The sequence below is a fragment of the Achromobacter sp. JD417 genome, assembly GCF_041879325.1.
GTDB classification, from domain to species: domain Bacteria; phylum Pseudomonadota; class Gammaproteobacteria; order Burkholderiales; family Burkholderiaceae_B; genus Achromobacter; species Achromobacter mucicolens.
The window spans coordinates 2,233,178-2,246,793 of record NZ_CP087159.1 but is presented as its reverse complement, the minus strand read 5'-3'; the positions used below and the strand labels follow the sequence as shown (position 1 = coordinate 2,246,793).

Annotated in this window: 14 protein-coding genes; 13 read left to right on the top strand and 1 reads right to left on the bottom strand. The window is 67.6% G+C overall.

Features of this window, described 5'->3' with window-relative positions; all coding sequences use genetic code 11:
* Positions 1–10 precede the first annotated feature (10 nt).
* The 4 genes from LN047_RS10340 (at position 11) to LN047_RS10325 (ending at position 4,974) form a co-directional block, all read left to right on the top strand.
* Complete coding sequence (locus LN047_RS10340; protein WP_062840810.1) at positions 11–727, top strand: GntR family transcriptional regulator; 717 nt, start codon at positions 11–13, stop codon at positions 725–727.
* A gap of 158 nt (positions 728–885) precedes the next feature.
* The gene (locus tag LN047_RS10335; protein ID WP_152384048.1) at positions 886–1,407 is read left to right on the top strand and encodes a sigma-70 family RNA polymerase sigma factor; all 522 of its coding nucleotides are present in this window, start codon (positions 886–888) and stop codon (positions 1,405–1,407) included.
* Positions 1,408–1,415: 8 nt separating this feature from the next.
* On the top strand, positions 1,416–2,468 hold the full coding sequence (locus tag LN047_RS10330; RefSeq protein ID WP_373981692.1) for a FecR domain-containing protein: 1,053 nt from the start codon (positions 1,416–1,418) through the stop codon (positions 2,466–2,468).
* Between the two features lie 70 nt (positions 2,469–2,538).
* Positions 2,539–4,974: a TonB-dependent siderophore receptor gene (locus tag LN047_RS10325; protein WP_373981691.1), complete on the top strand. Its 2,436-nt coding sequence runs from the start codon at positions 2,539–2,541 to the stop codon at positions 4,972–4,974.
* Between the two features lie 87 nt (positions 4,975–5,061).
* Here LN047_RS10325 and LN047_RS10320 read toward each other — a convergent pair whose 3' ends face one another.
* A complete protein-coding gene (locus tag LN047_RS10320; protein WP_373981690.1) occupies positions 5,062–5,970 on the bottom strand; it encodes a LysR family transcriptional regulator in 909 nt (302 codons plus the stop codon).
* A gap of 123 nt (positions 5,971–6,093) precedes the next feature.
* Between LN047_RS10320 and LN047_RS10315 the strand changes: the two genes are divergently transcribed.
* From LN047_RS10315 to ccmB, 9 genes are all read left to right on the top strand, one after another.
* Entirely contained in the window at positions 6,094–7,056 is a 963-nt protein-coding gene (locus tag LN047_RS10315; RefSeq protein WP_373981689.1) for a 3-hydroxyacyl-CoA dehydrogenase family protein, read from the top strand.
* A complete protein-coding gene (locus LN047_RS10310) occupies positions 7,053–7,913 on the top strand; it encodes a 3-keto-5-aminohexanoate cleavage protein (RefSeq protein WP_373981688.1) in 861 nt (286 codons plus the stop codon). The genes LN047_RS10315 and LN047_RS10310 overlap by 4 nt, the downstream gene beginning before the upstream one ends.
* 267 nt (positions 7,914–8,180) lie before the next feature.
* On the top strand, positions 8,181–8,339 hold the full coding sequence (gene napE, locus LN047_RS10305; RefSeq protein ID WP_056316205.1) for a periplasmic nitrate reductase, NapE protein: 159 nt from the start codon (positions 8,181–8,183) through the stop codon (positions 8,337–8,339).
* Entirely contained in the window at positions 8,339–8,680 is a 342-nt protein-coding gene (locus LN047_RS10300; protein ID WP_223575259.1) for a chaperone NapD, read from the top strand. Before napE ends, LN047_RS10300 begins: the two co-directional genes overlap by 1 nt.
* A complete protein-coding gene (gene napA / locus LN047_RS10295) occupies positions 8,664–11,159 on the top strand; it encodes a periplasmic nitrate reductase subunit alpha (protein WP_373981687.1) in 2,496 nt (831 codons plus the stop codon). The genes LN047_RS10300 and napA overlap by 17 nt, the downstream gene beginning before the upstream one ends.
* Before the next feature lie 18 nt (positions 11,160–11,177).
* Positions 11,178–11,654 carry a nitrate reductase cytochrome c-type subunit gene (locus tag LN047_RS10290; protein WP_062841791.1) on the top strand — a complete coding sequence of 159 codons (477 nt, stop codon included), beginning with the start codon at positions 11,178–11,180 and terminating at the stop codon, positions 11,652–11,654.
* Between the two features lie 16 nt (positions 11,655–11,670).
* Positions 11,671–12,309, top strand: coding sequence for a cytochrome c3 family protein (locus tag LN047_RS10285; protein ID WP_108696731.1), 639 nt, complete (start codon positions 11,671–11,673; stop codon positions 12,307–12,309).
* On the top strand, positions 12,296–12,979 hold the full coding sequence (ccmA, locus tag LN047_RS10280) for a heme ABC exporter ATP-binding protein CcmA (RefSeq protein WP_373981686.1): 684 nt from the start codon (positions 12,296–12,298) through the stop codon (positions 12,977–12,979). Before LN047_RS10285 ends, ccmA begins: the two co-directional genes overlap by 14 nt.
* Positions 12,945–13,610 carry a heme exporter protein CcmB gene (ccmB, locus tag LN047_RS10275; RefSeq protein WP_373981685.1) on the top strand — a complete coding sequence of 222 codons (666 nt, stop codon included), beginning with the start codon at positions 12,945–12,947 and terminating at the stop codon, positions 13,608–13,610. The genes ccmA and ccmB overlap by 35 nt, the downstream gene beginning before the upstream one ends.
* The last annotated feature ends 6 nt before the right edge of the window (positions 13,611–13,616 follow it).

Genomic DNA, 13,616 nt, shown 5'->3' with positions numbered 1-13,616 from the left:
CCTCATCGCCATGAACGCCATCACGCCCGCCGCCTTGCAGGAGCCCGCCCCCGACGCCGTACAGGCGGCGGTGGCCGCGCTGGAGGAAGACATCGTCTTCGGCCGGCTGCATCCGCGCGAACGCCTGACCGAGGACGAGCTGATGGCGCGTTTTGGCATGAAGCGGCACGCGGTGCGCCAGGTGCTGGTCGACCTGGAGCTTCTGGGCGTGGTCGAGAAAAAGCGCAACATCGGCGCGGTGGTGCGGGCGTTCTCGGTGCGCGAGGTCATGGAGCTGTACGCCTTGCGCGAGGTGCTGGAAGTGCACGCCGCCCGCCAGATGCCGCTGCCCGTGCCCGAAGCGCGGCTGGCCGCGCTGGTGGCAGTGCAGCGCGAGCACGACGCCGCGGTGGCCGCGGGCGACGCGCGCCGCGTGTTCCGCAGCAACCAGCACTTTCACCGTGAATTCGTAGGCCTGCTGGACAACGCCGTGCTGGGGCAGGCCATCGAGGAATACGCGCGCCGCACCCACCCGATCCGCTTCGGCTCGCTGGTGACAGCCGGCCACCGCGAACGGGCCCGGCAGGAACACTGGACGATGATCCAGGCACTGCGCGACGGCGACCGCGACGCGCTGATGGCCGTGTGCCGCGACCACCTGATTCCCTCGCGCGATGCCTATCTGGCGTCCCAACAGGCGTATGCGCAGACGCAGGGCGCGTACCCAGTCGCTGGCGCGCCGCGCTGACGCCTGCCGGCAACGCCCGGCCGCCCGCGCCCGGCAACAATTTGACAAGCCCTGCCTGGAATCGGTAATAATAACAATTACTATTTCCTGTAATTCGCATGAGCAGTTGTCCCGCCTCCGACTGCGAGGCGCCGGCGGCTTGATCAAAAGGTTGGATCTTGAGTACGCCGGGATGCGCCTTCCCCTCCTCCATCGAAACGCTTTATAGCGATCACCACTCCTGGCTGAGAGGCTGGTTGCGCCGCCGCCTGGGCAACGCCGATCAGGCTGAAGACCTGGCGCACGACACCTTCATCCGCCTGCTTAGCAGCGACCGGATTCCGGCCACGCTCACCGAGCCGCGCGCGTTTCTTACCACTGTCGCCCAGCACCTGGTGTCCAACCACTGGCGCCGCGAGAAACTGGAGCGCGCGTATCTGGAAGCGCTGGCCCAGGCGCCTCAGGCGGTGCACTGGTCGCCGGAGGACCGGGCCATCGTGCTGGAAACGCTGCTGGAACTGGACCGCCTGCTGGATGGGCTGCCCGCCATCGTGCGGCAGGCATTCCTGCTGTCGCAGCTGGACGGACACACGCATGCCCAGGTGGCCGAAGCGCTAGGCATCTCGGTTCCCACGGTGAAGCGCTATCTCGTCAAGGCCTTGCAGCGCTGCTGCTTCGCCGATCTGTCTTTTAGCGGATGAGCCGCCGCATGTCCGCCTCGCCGTGGTACGGCGCCACCCGCGATGCGGCTGCCGTGTCGCCCGCCGTCGCGCAACGCGCGCTGGAATGGCTGGTGCAATTGCAAGACGACCCCGTCGCCCCGGAAACGGTGCGGGCATGGACCCGCTGGCGCGCCGCGCACCCCGACCACGAACGCGCGTGGCTGCGCATCGAATCCGTGCAAGGCCGCCTGCATCCGCTGGCCGGCCCGGGAAGCTCGGCCATCGCGCAGGCAGCGCTGGCCGCCCCCGCCTGCGCCCAGCGCCGGCGCGCATTGAAGGCCGTGAGCGTCCTGGGTATCACCACCGGCGCGGCCTGGGGCGTCGGGCAGAGCGCCCCGTGGCGCACTTGGGTCTCAGACCATCGCACCGCCATCGGCGAACACCGCAGCCTGACGCTGCCGGACGGAACCCGTGTGGTGCTGAACACCGACAGCGCCATCGACGTGCGCTACAGCGCGGGTTTGCGGCGAGTGGCGCTCATCGCGGGCGAAATCCTGATCACCACCGCCCAAGAGACAGGCGTACCCCACCGGCCCTTTCTTGTCGAGACTGCGCACGGCACCGCGCGCGCGCTGGGCACCGAATACGCCGTGCGGCTGCTGGACACCTCGACCGAGGTCAGCGTGTTCGAAGGCGCCGTCCAGATCCGCCCGCGCGACGACGCCGCGCACGGACTGACGCTGCAAGCGGGACTGCGCGCCCATTACTCGTCGCGTGGCGTCGCGCAGCCGGCCGCCGCCGAGACCAACCAGATCGCCTGGAAGGACGGCTTCATCGTGGCGCGCGGCATGCGCCTGGCCGATTTCATTGCCGAACTCGGCCGCTATTGCCGCGATACGCTGAGTTGCGACCCTGCCGTGGCGGACCGGCTGCTGTCCGGTTCCTTTCCCGTCAACAACGTGGACAAGGTGCTGGCCGCGCTCAGCGCCACGCTGGACATCCGCGTGGAAACCGAGACGCGGCGCTGGCGCGGCCGCCGCCTGCACCTCATCGCCGGCCCCGACACGGCGCGTCCGCCGCCGCTGTTACAAAAAAGCTGATCCGTTTTTCGATCCGAAGGGTCAAGGAGGGTGAGCACACAGCAACCTCACCTTTCTGAAAGGCCAGTTCATGAATCACGTCCGGGCGCCCAAGCGCCAGTCCTCCCGCATCCTGCGCCGCGCAGCCACGGCGCGTCTGGCGGGCCGCATCGCCACCGCCACGCTGCTCGCGGCCCCCGCACTGGCCGTCCCCACCGCCGCCCACGCGCAGGCCGCCGCCACGCGCAGCTACGACATTCCCGCGGGAACGCTTGAGGACGCTTTGGGCCGCTTCGGGCGCGAAGCCGGCATCGTGCTGTCCTTCCGGCCCGACGTGACGGCTGGCCTGCAAAGCAACGGACTGCGTGGCGCCTACGGCGTGCGCGGCGGGCTGGACGCCCTGCTGGCCGGCACCGGCATCCGCGTGCTGCCGCAGTCCAATGGCAGCTATGTGCTGGACCGCCCGGCCGGCGCGGGCATCGCCACAACGCAACTGCCCGCCGTGACGGTGACGGCCTCGGCTGCCGATCCCACCCTGCCCGCGCCCTTCGCGGGCGGCCAGGTGGCGCGCGGCGGCGGCCTGGGCGTGTTGGGCACGGGCGACGTCATGGACGTGCCGTTCAGCACCACCAACTACACCGCGCAGATGATCGAGAACCAGCAGGCCCGCACGCTGGCCGACATCGTCATCAGCGAGTCCTCGGTGCGCACCACCACGTCCAGCGGCGGCTTCTCCGATGAATTCCAGATCCGCGGCTTTTCCGTCGCGGCAGGCGACGTGGGCCTGAACGGCCTGTACGGCCTGGCGTCCGCCAGCCGCATGCCCGCGGCCATGATGGAGCGCGTCGAAGTCCTGAAGGGCCCCGGCACGCTGATGAACGGCATCGGCCCCAGCGGCAGCATCGGCGGCGGCATCAACATCGTCACCAAGCGCGCGGGCGACGACCCCCTGACCCGCCTGACCACCACCTACCAGAGCAAATCGCAACTGGGCGGCCAGCTCGACATGGGCCGGCGCTTTGGCGAGAACAACGAATGGGGCATCCGCGTCAACGGCGTCTACAGCAACGGCGACACCAACATCGATGACGGCAAGCAGGAGCAAGGCGTGGGCGCGCTGGCGCTCGACTACCGCGGCACGAAGCTGCGCTGGTCGCTGGACGCCTACACGCAGCACGAAGACATCGACAATTTCCGTCCCCAGATCGGCTTCCAGTCGAACGTGACCTCGCTGCCGTCGCCGCCATCCGGCCACCGCAACTTCTATCCCGGCACCAAGCTCAAGCTGAACGACTCGACCGTGGCCACCCGCCTCGAGTACGACATCAACGACCACCTGATGGTCTACGGCGCGACCGGCTACCGCTACGGCACCGCCGAGCAGACCTTCCCGTCCGGCCCCGCCGATGCGCTGGGCAATTTCACGGTGTCCAACGCCTATTACGACTCGTATTCGCGCACCTGGACGGGCGACGTCGGCCTGCGCGCCCGCTTCGACACCTGGGGCGTCGGCCACACCGTCACCCTGTCGGCCACGCGCCTGGACCAGGAGTCCGGCAACGCCTACGTCACGTCTTCGCGCCCGGGCGTGCCGTCCAGCATCTACCGCCCCGCGCCGCTGCCCCCGGTCACGGCCTACCGCGGCGCGCCGCAAACGGCGTCCAAGACCGAGTTGACCAGCTACACGCTGACCGACACCCTGTCCTTCGCCGACGACACCCTGCTGATCACCGGCGGCCTGCGCAACCAGCGCGTCGCGCTGGACAACTATTCCACCGCCACCGGCGCGCGCCTGAACGCCTATGACGAAAGCGCGATCTCCCCGGTCGCCGGCATCGTTTTCAAGCCGATTTCCAATGTCTCGCTGTACGGCAACTTCACCTCCGGCCTGACCCGCGGCGGCATCGCCCCCGCCACGGCCGCCAACGCCGGCCAGGTGTTTGCGCCCTACAAGTCCAAGCAATACGAAGCGGGCGTCAAGGTCGACTGGGGCAAGATCATCACCAGCGCCTCGGTGTTCCAGATCACGCGCCCCAACTCGATGACCGATCCCGACACGCGGATCTACAGCTTCGACGGCGAACAGCGCAACCGCGGCCTGGAACTGTCGGCCTTCGGTGAAGCCATGCCCGGCCTGCGCATGATGGCCAGCGCCACGTTCTACGACGCCACCCTCAAGCGCACCGCGGGCGGCGTGAACGACGGCAACGAAGCCAACGGCGTGCCGAAGAACACCTTCAACCTGGGCGTGGACTGGGACACCCCCTGGGTGCGCGGCCTGAGCCTGAACGCCCGCGTGATCCACACCTCGTCGATGTACTTCAACGCGGCCAACACGCTGACCCTGCCCTCGTGGACCCGCTACGACATCGGCGCGCGCTACAACACCGAAATCCTGGGCCGCTCCGTGGTGTTCCGCGCGAATATCGAAAACCTGTTCAACAAGGACTTCTGGCTGGCCAGCGGCTCGTACGCGACGGTGGCCGCGCCGCGCACGTTCTTGTTGTCGGCGCAGATTGATTTTTGATCCGTACGCCTGCAAGGATTCGCGGCCCCCGCGCCGCGAATCCGCTGCCTGCCGCAAAGCCGGCCTCCGCAACGAGGCCGGCTTTTTTCATCGCGGCTGCGCCGCCACGTACTCCCGAAGCGTCTGCACCAGCGCCACGGCGGCGGGCGACAAACTGCGGTTGCGCGCCGTCACCAAGCCAATTGAGCGCTCGGCCACCGGCGCCGTCAGGCGGCGCTGCACGATGCCGGTCTGCGCCACCGCGCCGGCGGCGATCTCTGGCAGCGCGGCCACGCCGAAGCCGCATTCCACCATGGCCACGATGGTGGTCAGGTGCTCGGCCTCGAAGGCGGGCGCAAAGCGGATGCGGTTCTGCAGGAAGGCCCATTCCGTGTATTGGCGCACGCTGCTCGGGTGCACCATGGACACATGCTCCGCGCCGGCCGTGTCGGCCCAGCGCAGCGGACCCTTTGCGCGCGCAAGCGGATGCGCCTCGGGGATCAGCAGGATGAAGCTGTCGGACATCAGCGGCACGTAGTGCAGGTCGGCGTGCTGCGGGTCGGCGGCGGTCAGGGCAAAGTCCACTTCGCCCGCACGCACCAGGTCGAAGGCCGGGCCGGACAGCGTGTCGCGCACCTTCAGCGCGACATGCGGGTGCGCCTGGCGGTAGGTCATCAACACGCGCGGCAGCAGCCGCGCCGCCAGCGACGGCAGCGCGGCGACCGACACCTGGCCCTCTTCCGCGCTGGAAATGCCGCTCACGGCGGCGATTGCGTCGCGAAACGCTGCCTGCAGGGTCGCGGCCTGCTGCAGAAAGACCTCGCCCGCGGCCGTCAGCCGCACGGTGCGCGTGGTGCGGTCGAACAGTCGCACGCCCAGCGCCTCCTCGATCCGCTGGACCTGCGTGGATAGCGCCGACTGCGACAGATGCAGCTGCCCGGCGGCCTGCCGGAAGTTGAGCGTACGGCCCAGCACCAGCGTGGTGTCGATGTCGCGCATCGAGAGATTGATCTGCATGGTTTATCCCCGGGTGTTATTGATCTGATTGACCGATCATTCTATTCAAAAATTCTGATTCATCAATCAACCGCGCTTCTCTACACTCGCCTCCAGACGGGTTTCCAGAATCAGGAGAACAGCATGCAGAAGGACGCGAAGGCGCTGCCCAATCCGGGCGCGGCGCATGCAGTGGTGGTGGGCGGCGGCACGATGGGCGCGGATGTGGCCGTCGTGTTGACGCGCGCGGCGTGCCGCACGACGGTGATCGAATCGAATGCCGAGCGCGCGGCCGGCGTGCCGGCGCGGGTGGCGGAGAACCTGAAGGTCATCGGGCGCGAGGCGAACGCCACGCTGCTGGCCACCGCGCCGTCGCTGGACGCGGTGGACTGGTCCACCGTGGATCTGGTCATCGAGTGCATTCCCGAGCGGCTGGACATCAAGCAGGCCCTGTTTGCGGACCTGGCGCGGCGCACGCGGCCGGACGCCATCCTGGCCAGCAACAGTTCCAGCTTTCCGATCAGTGCGATCAGCCAGGGGCTGGACACGCGCGGCCGCATGCTGGGCCTGCACTTTTTCATGCCCGCGCACCTGGTGCCGCTAGTGGAAGTGGTGCTGGGCGAGGCCAGCGACGAGGCCTGCGCCGACACGCTGATTGCGTTCATGCGGCGTTGCGGCAGCGTGCCGGTCAAGGTAAAGCAGGATCTGCCCGGATTTCTGGCCAACCGCCTGCAGCACGCCTTGTCCCGCGAAGCCTTTGACCTCATCGACCGCGGCATCGCGTCGCCCGAGGACGTGGATGCCGCCGTGCGCTTCGGCTTCGGCTTCCGGTTCCTGGCGGCTGGCCCCGTCATGCAGCGCGACCACGCCGGTATCGACGTTCATGCGGCGGCCGGCGCCACGATGTATCCCACCTTCTGCAACGCCGACCACCCGGCGCGCTGCCTGACCGAACGCGCCGCCGACGGGCGCCACGGCATGAAGGCCGGAGAAGGCTTTCATGTCTGGTCGCCCGAAACCATCGCCGCCGAACGCGCCCGCTACGACAGGCTGCTGCGCGCGGGCCTGGACCTGATTGCCCCCGAACTGCCGGAGATCCAGCCATGAGCGCCCCGGCCCCCGTCCTGCCGCGCGCCGCGCTGGCCGACTCGCCCGTCATCATCACCGTCGCGCCCAATGGCGCCTACAAGAAGACCGCCGACCACCCTGCCGTGCCGTTGACCGCGCAGGCGCTGGCCAGCGAGGCCCGCGCCTGCCTGGACGCCGGCGCGGCCATGATGCACATGCACGTGCGCAAGCCCGACGGCAGCCACCTGCTGGATGCCCAGGCCTATCGCGACGCGCTTGCCGCGGTGCACAAGGCAGTCGGCGACGAACTGCTGGTGCAGGTGACCAGCGAAGCGGCGGGCGTGTACCAGGCCGCGGAACAGATCGCGATGGTGCGCGAATTGAAGCCCGAGGCCGTCTCCATCGGCCTGCGCGAAATCGCCGTGCCGGGCATTGCCGAAGCGGAACTGGCCGCCTTCCTGGCGTGGCTGGCCGAGCGCCGCATCATGACGCAGATCATCCTGTACGACGAGGCCGACGTGCGCCGCTGGCTGTCGCTGCGCGCGCGCGGGCTGGTGCCGCCCGGCGCGTGGTCGGTGCTGTTCGTGCTGGGGCGCTACAGCGCCGGGCAGACGTCGTCGGCGTACGACCTGCTGCCCTTTCTGGCCGCCTACGATCATTCGCTGCCGTGGGCCATCTGCGCCTTCGGCCCCGAGGAAAACGCCTGCGTCACGACGGCTGCCGCGTTTGGCGGGCACATGCGCGTGGGGTTTGAGAACAACCTGAAGCTGCGCGACGGGACGATCGCCCCGGACAACGCGGCATTGGTGGCGCAAGCCGCGCAAGGCGCGCGGGCATTGGGCCGGCCGCTGGCGACGGCGGCGGACGCCCGGCGCATATACGGCGCGATCGGCTGACGCGGCGGCGGGCCGCGTCGCGGTCGCCTAACGCGGCGGCGGGCGGCGCCGCGGTCGGCCCACGTGGCCGCACGCGGCTCCGCTGACATCTCCACTGGCAGCTGCACGGACTGTCTTTGCCGTCATCGCAAAGTAAACAGTCCGCTGTACCTTCTCGAATATTTCGCTGTGTTGCAACATTGACGCGGCGCAAACTCATCTGCTACAAAGTTTCGCATCAGTACGTTTGACGCAATACCCCTACAAGTTTTTGCAGCGAGGTGGTGTGTGCAAGACGAATCCGATGGCTACACGAAAGCCCAGGAATTCCGAAGTTTCCTGTTCCTGGCGGCAGTCATGGCTCCGGTGCTGGCAGTAGTCATCGTGGCCGGGTACGGTTTTGCGGTCTGGATCTACCAGATGTTTGCAGGCCCCCCGGGAAGCTGATGACAAGCGCCCTCCCCCCTTCCCCCGACAGTCGGCCCGCCCCCGCGTCCTGTAGCGCGGCGCCCGAGCTGCACATCGCCAGCATGGTGGTGCATGCCGCCCCGCGCCGGCTGGCCGATGTTCGCGGCGCGATCCTTGCGATCGACGGCGGCGAAATCCACGGCGCTTCCGAGACCGGCAAGCTGGTGGTCACGCTGGAAGCCCCCTCTACCGAAGACATGCTTGCGCGCATCGCGCAGATCCAGCGGCTGGATGGCGTGCTGGCGTCGGCGCTGGTGTATCAGCATTCCGACACGCTTGCCGCGATGAATGAGGAGATTGACGATGTCCATGGCTCGTAGAGCGTTCATCAAGCAATCTGCCGCCGCCGCTGCCGCCACGGTAGCCGGCATCCCCATCGTGGGCTACACGCAGAACATCGTGACCGAATCGGAAGCCGCCAAGCTAAAGTGGTCGAAGGCGCCCTGTCGATTCTGCGGGACCGGCTGCGGCGTGAACGTCGCGGTGAAGGACAACCAGGTCGTGGCGACGCACGGCGACTTCAACGCGGAAGTCAATCGCGGCCTGAACTGCGTCAAGGGCTATTTCCTGTCCAAGATCATGTACGGCAATGACCGGCTGACGTCGCCGCTGTTGCGCATGAAGGACGGCAAGTACGCCAAGGATGGCGAACTGGCCCCGGTCTCGTGGGACCAGGCGTTTGACGTCATGGCCGAACAGTTCAAGCGCGTGCTCAAGGACAAAGGCCCCGAAGCCGTCGGCATGTTTGGCTCGGGCCAATGGACCATCTGGGAAGGCTACGCCGCGCTCAAGCTGATGAAGGCGGGGTTCCGCACCAACAACCTCGACCCGAACGCCCGTCACTGCATGGCGTCGGCGGCGGTGGGCTTCATCCGCACGTTTGGCGCCGACGAGCCCATGGGCTGTTATGACGACATTGAAAGCGCCGACGCCTTCGTGCTGTGGGGCGCCAACATGGCCGAAATGCACCCTATCCTGTGGACGCGGGTGACCGACAGGCGGCTGAGCAAGCCCAATACCAAGGTGGTGGTGCTGTCCACCTTCGAGAACCGGTCATATGAGCTGGCGGACGTGTCGCTGACGTTCACGCCGCAGACCGACTTGGCGATCCTGAACTACATCGCCAACCACATCATCAAGACCAAGCGCGTCAACCGCGAGTTCGTCGACGAGCACACCCGGTTCCTGGAGGGCAATACCGACATCGGTTATGGCCTGCGTCCGGAGCACCCGCTGCAAAAGGCCGCCAAGAACGCCAACAATGCCGGCGGGTCGCGCCCGATCACCTTCGATGAGTACGCGAAGTTCGTCTCCAAGTACGACCTGGAATACACCGCCAAGCTGACCGGTGTGCCGGCGCGCAATCTGGAAGCGCTGGCCGAGCTGTACGCCGACCCGAAGATCCGCGTCATGTCGTTCTGGACCATGGGCTTTAACCAGCACACCCGTGGCGTGTGGGCGAACAACCTGGTCTACAACATCCATTTGCTGACGGGCAAGATCTCCACCCCGGGGAACAGCCCGTTTTCGCTGACGGGCCAGCCGTCCGCCTGTGGCACGGCGCGCGAGGTGGGCACGTTCTCGCACCGCCTGCCCGCGGATCTGGTCGTGACCAACCCCAAGCACCGGGCGCGCGCCGAAGAAGTCTGGGGGCTGCCTGACGGCACCATCCCCGAAAAGGTTGGCGCCCACGCGGTTTTGCAGAACCGGATGCTGAAGGACGGCACCATCAACGCCTACTGGGTGATGGTCAACAACAACATGCAGGCCGCGGCCAACATGTTGAACGAAGGCTACCCCGGCTACCGCAACCCCGCGAATTTCATCGTGGTGTCCGACGCCTACCCGACGGTGACGACAATCTCGGCGGATCTGGTTCTGCCCACCGCGATGTGGGTCGAGAAGGAAGGCGCCTACGGCAACGCCGAGCGGCGCACGCAGTTCTGGCACCAGTTGGTCAACGCGCCCAGCGGCGCGCGGTCGGATCTGTGGCAATTGATGGAGTTCTCCAAGCGCTTCACCACCGACGAGGTCTGGCCCGCGGACCTGCTGGCCAAAAAGCCCGAACTTCGAGGCAAGACGCTTTTTCAGGTGCTGTTCGAGAACGGCAAGGTCAACAAGTTTCCGAACACGGACCTGGACCCGGAGTACGCCAACGACGAGGCCAAGGCGTTCGGCTTCTACGTGCAGAAGGGGCTCTTCGAGGAATACGCCGAGTTCGGTCGCGGCCATGGCCACGACCTGGCGCCCTTTGACACCTATCACCAGGTGCGCGGGCTGCGCTGGCCCGTCGTGGACGGGGTCGAGACGCGCTGGCGGTACCGCGAGAAGGCGGACCCGTACGTGAAGGTCGGCTCTGGCTTCAATTTTTATGGCAACCCGGACGGCAAGGCCAACATCTATGCCCTGCCCTACGAGCCGCCACCCGAGGTGCCGGACGAGGAATATCCCTTCTGGCTGTCCACCGGCCGCGTGCTGGAGCACTGGCACTCCGGCTCGATGACGCGGCGCGTGCCGGAGTTGTATCGCGCCTTCCCCGACGCGGTCTGCTTCATGCACCCGGATGACGCGCAGGCCATGGGGCTGCGGCGCGGCGTACTGGTGGAGATCGCGTCGCGGCGCGGCAAGATGCAGACCCGCGTGGAGACGCGCGGGCGCAACAAGCCGCCGCGCGGCCTGGTGTTCGTGCCCTGGTTCGACGCCGGCCAACTGATCAACAAGGTCACGCTCGACGCCACCGATCCGATCTCGTTCCAGACCGACTTCAAGAAGTGCGCGGTCAAGATCACCAAGGCTTGACGGCCGACGGAGACGCTCATGAACATTCGCGCCACTTCGATCGCCATCGTCTTTCTGATCGGTTCCAACGCGTGGGCCGCCCCGCCCGACCCGATGGTCGATCCGATGCGGGGGCCGACGCCGCTGACCGAATCGGCCACGCCGCCCCTGATGCCCCCGGTTGAAAACCGCGACGTGCGGCGCATGCGCACGTACTCGATGCAGCCGCCGACCATTCCGCACAAGATCGACGGCTACCAGATCGACAAGAACTTCAACCGCTGCCTGGCCTGTCACGCCCGTGTCAACACGGAGCAGACGCAGGCGGTGCCCCTGAGCGTGACGCACTACATGGACCGTGACAGCAACGTGCTGGCCGAAGTGTCGCCGCGCCGCTACTTCTGTCTGCAGTGCCACGTTCCGCAAACGGAGGCCAAGCCGCTGGTCCCCAACAACTTCCAGGACATCGACGTGATCCTCAAGCGCCTCTCCGCCCCGGCGCCCGACAAGAAGTGAGGGACAGGAGCCCGTCATGGTCAAGCTCATCAAGCGTTACTGGAACATCATCCGCCGGCCCAGCGTGCACTTCAGCCTGGGCTTTCTGACCGTGGGCGGATTCATCGGCGGCATCCTGTTCTGGGGCGCGTTCAACACGGCCATGGAGCTGACGAACACCGAGAAGTTCTGCACCGGCTGCCATGAAATGCGCGACAACGTGTACGCGGAACTGAAGGGCACGATCCACTTCACCAACCGCTCGGGGGTGCGGGCGCTGTGCTCGGATTGCCACGTGCCGCACAACTGGACCGACAAGATCGCCCGCAAGATGCAGGCGTCCAAGGAAGTCTGGGGCAAGATCTTCGGCACCATCGACACGCGCGAGAAGTTCGTGGATAAGCGGCTGGAGCTGGCGCAGCACGAGTGGGCGCGCTTCAAGGCGAACGACTCGCTGGAATGCCGCAACTGCCACAACTACGAGTACATGGATTTCACCCGCCAGAGCGTGCGTGCACAGAACATGCACTCGACCTACCTGGCCGACAAGTCCAAGACCTGCATCGACTGCCACAAGGGCATCGCCCACACACTGCCGCACATACCGCCTGGCCAGACCTCTGACGCGACGCCGCCGGCCAGGGCGTCCAAAGAGGTCGCCAATGCGGCCCGCTGACGCGCCGCCGCCGATGCTGAGCGCGCGCGGGCTGGTCAGCCGGCGCGGACCTCCCGAAGCGTCCGCGCCGCTGGATTTCGACGTGCATGCCGGTCAGCTTCTGCATGTGCAGGGCGCCAATGGCAGCGGCAAGACCAGTCTGCTGCGGATGCTGGCGGGCCTCTTGCGGCCGCGGGACGGCGCCGTCATCGGCTGGGGCGGCGATATCCGCCGCGATCCGGCGGCGCACTTTGCGCGCACGGCCTACCTGGGACACGGCAATGGCCTATCGGGCGACCTGACCGCATTGGAAAACCTGCGCTGCGCGCTGCACGTGGCCGGCACGCCGCACGGCGACGACGCGATCGCCGCCTGCCTGCAGACGTGGCGGCTGGGCGGCTGCCTGCACGCGCCGGCCGCCCGCCTGTCGCAAGGCCAGGGCCGCCGGCTGGCGCTGGCCGGCGTGGTGCTGGGCGCCAAGCCGCTGTGGCTGCTGGACGAACCCGACGCCGGCCTGGACGCGGCCAGCCTGAACCAGTTGGGCGAGGCGCTTACCGCCCATCTGGCGGCGGGCGGCGCGGCCGTCGTCGCCTCGCATCGCGGCCCGGCAACCCTAGCCAAACACACCCAAACCCTGAACATGGATGACTACGCGGATGCTGGCAACGTTGTCTCAGTTGGCGCTGCGTGAAGTCCGGCTGGCCTGGCGTCGACCGGCCGACACGCTGGGCGCGACGCTGTTCTTCATCGTCGCGGGGTCGCTGTTCCCGCTGGCGGTGGGACCCGATCCCGTGCTGCTCCTGGCAATCGGGCCCGGCGTGCTGTGGGTCTGCGCGCTTTTGGGCATCCTGCTCAGCCTCAATCGCCCGTTTGCGCAGGACTACGACAACGGCGCGCTGGAGCAGCTGCTGGTGTCGCCGCATCCGCTGCCCATGCTGGTGGGCGTGAAGCTGGGCGCGCACTGGTTCAGCACTTGCGTGCCGCTGATTCTTGCCAGCCCGGTGCTGGCGTTGCAATTCGGCCTGCCGCCGCACGCCATCGGCATCCTGGTGCTGTCCCTGCTGCTGGGCACGCCGACGCTGGCGCTGGTGGGCGGCCTGGGCGCGGCGCTGACGCTGGGCCTGCGCGGCGGCGCACTGCTGCCGCTCCTGGTGCTGCCGCTGTATGTGCCGGTGCTGATCTTTGGCGCGGGCGCCGTGACGGCCACGCACGCCGGGCTGGGCGCGGGACCGCTGCTGTCGCTGCTGGGCGCGGGCCTTTGCCTGGCGATCCTGCTCTGCCCCTGGGGCGCATCGGCGGCGCTGCGCGTGGCGCTGGACTGAGGTTAT

Excerpts from the sequence above, each read along its gene's own strand:
- LN047_RS10340 (WP_062840810.1), top strand. The coding sequence starts at position 11 with ATGAACGCCATCACGCCCGCCGCCTTGCAGGAGCCCGCCCCCGACGCC.
- LN047_RS10330 (WP_373981692.1), top strand. The coding sequence starts at position 1,416 with ATGTCCGCCTCGCCGTGGTACGGCGCCACCCGCGATGCGGCTGCCGTG.
- LN047_RS10325 (WP_373981691.1), top strand. The coding sequence starts at position 2,539 with ATGAATCACGTCCGGGCGCCCAAGCGCCAGTCCTCCCGCATCCTGCGC.
- LN047_RS10320 (WP_373981690.1), bottom strand. The coding sequence starts at position 5,970 with ATGCAGATCAATCTCTCGATGCGCGACATCGACACCACGCTGGTGCTG.
- LN047_RS10315 (WP_373981689.1), top strand. The coding sequence starts at position 6,094 with ATGCAGAAGGACGCGAAGGCGCTGCCCAATCCGGGCGCGGCGCATGCA.
- LN047_RS10310 (WP_373981688.1), top strand. The coding sequence starts at position 7,053 with ATGAGCGCCCCGGCCCCCGTCCTGCCGCGCGCCGCGCTGGCCGACTCG.
- LN047_RS10300 (WP_223575259.1), top strand. The coding sequence starts at position 8,339 with ATGACAAGCGCCCTCCCCCCTTCCCCCGACAGTCGGCCCGCCCCCGCG.
- napA (WP_373981687.1), top strand. The coding sequence starts at position 8,664 with ATGTCCATGGCTCGTAGAGCGTTCATCAAGCAATCTGCCGCCGCCGCT.
- LN047_RS10290 (WP_062841791.1), top strand. The coding sequence starts at position 11,178 with ATGAACATTCGCGCCACTTCGATCGCCATCGTCTTTCTGATCGGTTCC.
- LN047_RS10285 (WP_108696731.1), top strand. The coding sequence starts at position 11,671 with ATGGTCAAGCTCATCAAGCGTTACTGGAACATCATCCGCCGGCCCAGC.
- ccmA (WP_373981686.1), top strand. The coding sequence starts at position 12,296 with ATGCGGCCCGCTGACGCGCCGCCGCCGATGCTGAGCGCGCGCGGGCTG.
- ccmB (WP_373981685.1), top strand. The coding sequence starts at position 12,945 with ATGCTGGCAACGTTGTCTCAGTTGGCGCTGCGTGAAGTCCGGCTGGCC.